The organism is Bacteroidales bacterium (assembly GCA_035342335.1).
In the GTDB taxonomy this organism is placed as follows: Bacteria; Bacteroidota; Bacteroidia; order Bacteroidales; family JAGONC01; genus JAGONC01.
The window spans coordinates 22,789-28,788 of the sequence record DAOQWY010000035.1; the positions used below are offsets into that span (position 1 = coordinate 22,789).

The following is a 6,000-nucleotide window of genomic DNA, read 5'->3' on the forward strand; positions in this document are numbered from 1 at the left end:
GATGCTACAAATATTTTACACCTACGGTGCTACAAATATCTTACACCTACGGTGTATTAAACTTCAGGGCGCAGTTCAGGGCAGCGAAAGAAAGGATGTCACAAAAAAGTAAAAGAAATTTATGCGGCTATGCGGCCGGAGAGCAACCTTGGATGGAATTAATGATGCCGATCCCAGTTGGATCCACTCAGTTTCAATCCATGATGAGGTAGATAAGGATATGATGCTCTCACAGGACAGATTTCTCCTCTGAGGTAATAATACTTGAAGTAATTTTTTGCTGATGTTTTTACCCAGAACTCGCTAAAATCTTTGTGATCCGGAAAGATGTGTGATGAATGATCCACTGCATTGGGATGATGTGCCTGAAAAAACCGTACGGTTTCTTTACCTGCCGTATCATTATCCAGGTATAGATTTACTCTGGAATACCCGGCAAGAATATCCACCGCTTTTTTGGCGAAGGTGGATATACCGGTTAAACTGACCACGCTGCACCGATTTTCATTGCCCATCCCATCAACCAGAATTATAATAGAATACATCGGTTTAGCTGCTCCGGCATAAACTGGAAAGATCATCAGCACTGTGCAGACAAATCCTGTCGCCATGTGTAGAAATACTATTTCTGTTTATTATTTATAAGTTATATACTATACAATTTATATTAATGGATTTTTTTGAAAGATTATTAAAAAATTGTATATTAAATTATTACATATTAACTTAAGAGTTTTGGTAATTTATTTTTATACTTATAAAAATATTTTGTTTAATAATTTTATAAAAAGAATGAACATTATATTTTCATATCTGTTTATACTTTCGAAAACAATTATTAACCTCTAAAATTAACTAATCATGAAAACTGCCAGAAAAACTTTACTCTTGATTGCCATCTTTATGGTAACAATCTCCTTTACCCTGTCCGCCCAGTCCCGCGTGCAGGTCATCCACAACTCGGCCGATGCCGCTGCGACAGTGGTCGATGTGTGGCTCAACGATATGATGCTCATCGATAACTTCGCTTTCCGTACGGCCTCTCCATTTATCGATGCTCCGGCAGGCGTTGACTTCGACGTGGTCATCCAGCCCGCCAACTCTACCGATACCACTAATGCGCTGGCGCGGTTCACCTACAACCTGGACCCGATGAAAAAGTACATCCTGGTGGCCAACGGCATTGTCAGCGGCTCAGGCTATGACCCTATCAAGCCCTTCGACATCTATGTCTACGATATGGCACGCGAAGAAGCCACCATGAGTGGCAACACCGACGTGCTGGTGTTCCACGGTTCAACGGATGCCCCGGTGGTGGATATTTATGAAAACATCGTTGTAAACGGTACCATCATTGACAATCTCACCTATGAGGATTTCAGGGGTTACCTGGAGTTACCCACTACCAATTACCAGATCGAGGTCAGGGATGAAACCGGAACCGTAACGGTTGCGACCTACAATGCACCCCTGGGCATTCTGGGATTGGATGGTGCTGCGCTGACCATTGTTGCATCCGGTTTTCTCAATCCGGGTAATAACAGCGATGGTGCCCCCTTTGGATTGTTTGTCGTGCTTCCTTCTGGCGGTGCATTTATTGCCCTGCCGGAAACCACTGGCGTCGAGGAACGGCTGATCGATGCTGAATCTATTTCCACCTACCCCAACCCCTCTGTGGAACGTGTAAATATTGATTTCAAATTGCTCGAATCCTCGGATGTTACCATTACCCTGATGAACCTGACCGGGACCACTGTTTACAGTGAAAACCTTGGTTTCATATCAGACCAGGCGCACACCTATCGTTTGGATGTGGCCGGCTTACCGGCAGGAATTTACGTTGTCATGCTGACCGCCGGTCCGACAAAGGTGGGTAAAAAGATTCATGTAATTAAATAACCTGGAGTCCACACAGCTTGCGAAACTCTTTCTTAACATAGTCCAAGGCCTTCTCTAAGGGGAGGCCTTTTTCTTTGAGCGCCCGTCATGGGGCATAACCTGGCGTTGGAGGTCCGCTTTAAACCTGATTGTAGGAATCATTAGTGCAAAAACCGGAGACCCTGACCATCTCTCGCTGGTACAAATTAACCACCCAGGGCCAGAGTTAATCCTATGATTTATAGATGAATATAAAAATGTCCGTTTTAACGGCGGAATATGGTCAAGGCGACCGCCTTATGCAGTCAGCGATCAACGGCGAATTTTGAGGGAGAGGGTATCCGGTTTCGATAGGAACAATGTCCGGATTGGAAAACTGCAGTCAATAATTTGCTTGCAAAATCCTAATATCGTTCCAGCGCCCCTTTTAACTCTTTTGTTACAGCCTCAATTAATTCCGCTGGCTCCAATACTTTAACCGATTGGCCCCAACCCAGAATGAAGGAGATGAATTCGGATGTAATGCTGACAAGAAATCCGAAGTCAATATGGTCAGGCGTTTCTTTTACAATGTGCTGACTTTCGTGAATAGACTGGGTAAGAAGGTATTTGCCGATGGTTTTGTCGAAGCGCAACACTACCCTGACCGGGTCTTCCGGGGTGGTGAAGATACCGATGGTATGGCGAAAATAATCCCTGGTCTGAAAAGGCACGGCGATGAATGTTTTTGCCGCATCTTCCCTGACCGACAGCACCCTGTCGAGCCCGAAGATCCGGATGTTATTTGCATGTTCTTCAAAACCGATCAGGTACCACCGGTTCCGGTACTCTTTTAAATGATACGGGTGAACGATGTGCTCATCGGGCGCTTCAGCATGGAAGGACTGGTGCCGGATGATCAGGACCGTGTTGTTCCGGATGGCGTCCAGGAAAACCTCAAGGTACTCGCTTCCCTTGAAGTAAGGAACTTTTTCCAGTTCGATGTAATCCATTGCCGAGCGGTCGCTCCATTTCTGGATCGTCACCAGGTCCACCACCTTCTGAAGAGCACCTGAATATTTGTCGAATACGCCCACGTGCTTGAACTGGTTCAGGATGGCCGAGGCAAACTTCAGCGAATCCATCTCTTCGCTGTTGATCGGAAGCTGGTCGATGGAATAATCCGGATCGTCGTAATAATAAGCCTGGCGCAGGTTGTCCCACCGGATAGGAGCAAGGTAACCCAGATGCTGGTCATACCGCATCGCGTGAATATCACCCGCAATGGTCCGTTCGCCCAGCGGGGCAATATCCAGTGCCCGCTCACAGGCTTCGATCAGCTGCTCTTTTGTGGCATATCTGTGGTCGATCAGGTACCGGTTGATCACACGGTAGCGGATCAGGGCTTCTTTATTTTTCGGCATACAGAACGATATTAAAGTGCCGTTGAAAGTACGAAAAAAGCTTGAGAACAATTCGACCATTCAGCATAAAAAGCTGAATATATTACCCCGTGCTTTAGCGCTGGGACTGAACAGGATCCATTATGACCTGGCTTTAGACCGAAACCTGATTGAAGGGATCAAGGTTTTGGGCTAAAGCCCCTGAACAAGGTATTCGTGCATGCCCCCGGCCTGAAGGCCGGGGTAATTTATGGTCACATGGGAAATTATTTAAATAATGCAGATACACTGCATCGGGCCATTGTAATATTGCGCCTGAAATCATTAATCCTAATAACAAAATATCATGATCAAACAAATTTTACACTCCATCCAGTTCGGCGAAATGCAAAGTTTTGGTTCCATAGCTGCCTTCCCGATCTTTGCTCCGTCAAAGGATAATCCTGCCGAGTTCTATACCCTCCCGGAAGCCATGAGTACTGAAATGATCACTGTCACCGAAGTTGACCAGGGTGGCAGCGTGCCCGATTTGAAGGTGAGCAGCCTGGCCGATAAGCCCGTCCTGATCCTGGAAGGGGAAGAATTGATGGGAGCCAAGCAGAACCGTATCATCGTAACCACCATACTGGTGGCGGAGAAAGGGGAGGTGATCATCCCGGTGAACTGTACGGAACGAGGCCGTTGGTCTTACACTTCGTCCAAATTCAAAGACTCGGGCAATATGAGTTCCTTTGACGTCAAGCGGGAGATGAAAGATTCGGTGACCGATTCCCTGTTCTTGAGGAATGTGCACCGGGCTGACCAGATCAAGACCTGGGATAAGATCGAGGAGCTCCATTCAAAATCCGGTACCTATTCCACCTCTTACTCGAGGGCGATGTCTGACGCCTATTCTGCAAAAATGCCCGAGCTTAATGAGATGCTGAGCCATTTCCCGGTTATGGGGGATCAGCGAGGCATCGTTTTTTTCATGGGAAACAGGATCGCGGGCCTGGAGATCCTTTCCCGGCCCGATGTCTATGCAAAGCTGCACGAGAAGATCTGCAAGTCGTACTTCATCAGCGGATCTTTCAGCGACAGGCCCAATTTGCCGGCCAGCGCCCTGAAAAAGATCGGTGAAGATTTCATTCAAAGCGCATCCCGTCTGGAGACTCACGAATTCAAATCCGTGGGACTGGGGACCGATGTGCGTATGAAGGGCGAGAACCTGCTCGGCAGCGGATTGGTCTACAGCGACGAACTTATACACGGAGCGTTCATCAGCCAGTAGTGAAATGCGGATTGAAAATCCATTGCCGATTACCCAAATAGAGGTGGAAGTAGAAGGCGAAGGCGAGGGTCGAAAGGAAGGAAGAGATCAGAAATATTTCGCAAATCCTTTGGTAGATCTACTTCGCCTTCCACCTCTCCCTCTACTTCGGCAATCGTTAATGGATTTTCATCTTCCTGTGCCTGTTTTAATTATGTAGCAATCATTTTTACCGAATATTGAGTATTTTTGCTCAATAAATTGAGTAAAATGAAAACACCTTTTCAACGTGTTCATATAGAGACACTTAGTAAGAGACTAAAGGAGCCACGCCGGTTCATTCAGGTCATCACAGGTCCCCGTCAGGTCGGGAAGACTACCTTGATGAATCAGTTCCTGAAAGAATATAAGCAGCCATATCACTATGTTTCAGCTGATGCAGTCATGGCCGCAGGCGAAAACTGGCTTTTGCAGCAATGGGAATCAGCACGCTTAAAATGGCAGCATTCAGGCGCGGAGGAATTTTTATTGGTGATCGATGAAGTCCAGAAGGCCGGCAACTGGGCGGAGACAGTCAAAAAGCTTTGGGATGAGGACACATGGGAACACAGGCCTATCAGAGTGGTGGTATTGGGCTCGTCGCGTTTATTGATACAGAAGGGATTGACGGAATCGCTCGCAGGACGTTTTGAACTGATTCGGATGGGTCACTGGTCATTGACAGAGATGCAGCAGGCTTTTGGCTGGAATGAGAACCAGTATGTCTGGTTTGGTGGCTATCCGGGTTCAGCTCAGCTCATTGCTGACGAATCCAGGTGGAAGTCCTATATTGTCGATTCCCTGGTTGATACAAGCATTTCAAGGGATATTCTGATGCTTACGCGAATAAACAAACCGGCGTTGCTGCGGAGGCTTTTCGAGCTTGGATGCCTTTACTCGGGACAGATACTTTCTTATACCAAGATCCTCGGGCAGATGGCAGATGCCGGCAATACCACCACGCTGGCGCATTACCTTGAGCTGTTGGATACTGCGGGCCTGCTGGCCGGCCTTGAAAAATATTCTCAGAACCCGATCCGTCAACGATCTTCTTCTCCCAAGTTTCAGGTCTACAACAACGCCCTGCTTTCGGCCGGCCACGCTGAAACATTTAAGCAGGCTGTTTCAAATCCTGCTTTATGGGGCAGGATGGTTGAGTCAGCGGTAGGGGCGCATTTGCTGAACCATTCGAAGGAAGAAGGTTTTGATGTCTTTTATTGGCGGCAAGGGAACGTCGAGGTTGATTTCATCATTGTCAGGCAGGGTCAGGCCGTCACGCTGGAAGTTAAGAGCAGTTTCTCCCCAAAGGTGAGCGGTATGAATGCCTTTATCGGGTCATTTCAATCCGTACGGTCATATCTTATCGGCAATGAGGGCATCCGGTGGCAGGAGTTTTTTTTCCGCCCTGAACCAAACCGGTACCACTTCCTGAAATAAAATGCTGCCACCAAA

At 47.2% G+C, this 6,000-nt stretch carries 6 protein-coding genes; 4 read left to right on the forward strand and 2 right to left on the reverse strand.

The window, feature by feature from the left end; translation table 11 throughout:
* Positions 1-158: 158 nt before the first annotated feature.
* The gene (locus tag PKI34_12770) at positions 159-515 is read right to left on the reverse strand and encodes a toprim domain-containing protein (protein HNS18681.1); all 357 of its coding nucleotides are present in this window, start codon (positions 513-515) and stop codon (positions 159-161) included.
* A gap of 346 nt (positions 516-861) precedes the next feature.
* Between PKI34_12770 and PKI34_12775 the strand changes: the two genes are divergently transcribed.
* A complete protein-coding gene (locus tag PKI34_12775; GenBank protein ID HNS18682.1) occupies positions 862-1,899 on the forward strand; it encodes a DUF4397 domain-containing protein in 1,038 nt (345 codons plus the stop codon).
* A gap of 383 nt (positions 1,900-2,282) precedes the next feature.
* On the opposite strand, the gene PKI34_12780 is transcribed toward PKI34_12775, so the two are convergent.
* Entirely contained in the window at positions 2,283-3,281 is a 999-nt protein-coding gene (locus tag PKI34_12780; GenBank protein ID HNS18683.1) for a WYL domain-containing protein, read from the reverse strand.
* Between the two features lie 22 nt (positions 3,282-3,303).
* On the opposite strand from PKI34_12780, the gene PKI34_12785 reads away from it, so the two are divergent.
* From PKI34_12785 to PKI34_12795, 3 genes are all read left to right on the forward strand, one after another.
* Positions 3,304-3,456: a hypothetical protein gene (locus tag PKI34_12785; GenBank protein ID HNS18684.1), complete on the forward strand. Its 153-nt coding sequence runs from the start codon at positions 3,304-3,306 to the stop codon at positions 3,454-3,456.
* Positions 3,457-3,606: 150 nt separating this feature from the next.
* Positions 3,607-4,530, forward strand: a complete 924-nt coding sequence (locus tag PKI34_12790) for a hypothetical protein (protein HNS18685.1) — start codon at positions 3,607-3,609, stop codon at positions 4,528-4,530.
* 249 nt (positions 4,531-4,779) lie between these two features.
* Positions 4,780-5,985 carry an ATP-binding protein gene (locus tag PKI34_12795; GenBank protein HNS18686.1) on the forward strand — a complete coding sequence of 402 codons (1,206 nt, stop codon included), beginning with the start codon at positions 4,780-4,782 and terminating at the stop codon, positions 5,983-5,985.
* Positions 5,986-6,000: the final 15 nt, after the last annotated feature.

Coding starts and splice junctions, on each gene's coding strand:
- PKI34_12775 (HNS18682.1), top strand. CDS start 862: ATGAAAACTGCCAGAAAAACTTTACTCTTGATTGCCATCTTTATGGTA.
- PKI34_12790 (HNS18685.1), top strand. CDS start 3,607: ATGATCAAACAAATTTTACACTCCATCCAGTTCGGCGAAATGCAAAGT.
- PKI34_12780 (HNS18683.1), bottom strand. CDS start 3,281: ATGCCGAAAAATAAAGAAGCCCTGATCCGCTACCGTGTGATCAACCGG.
- PKI34_12795 (HNS18686.1), top strand. CDS start 4,780: ATGAAAACACCTTTTCAACGTGTTCATATAGAGACACTTAGTAAGAGA.
- PKI34_12770 (HNS18681.1), bottom strand. CDS start 515: ATGGGCAATGAAAATCGGTGCAGCGTGGTCAGTTTAACCGGTATATCC.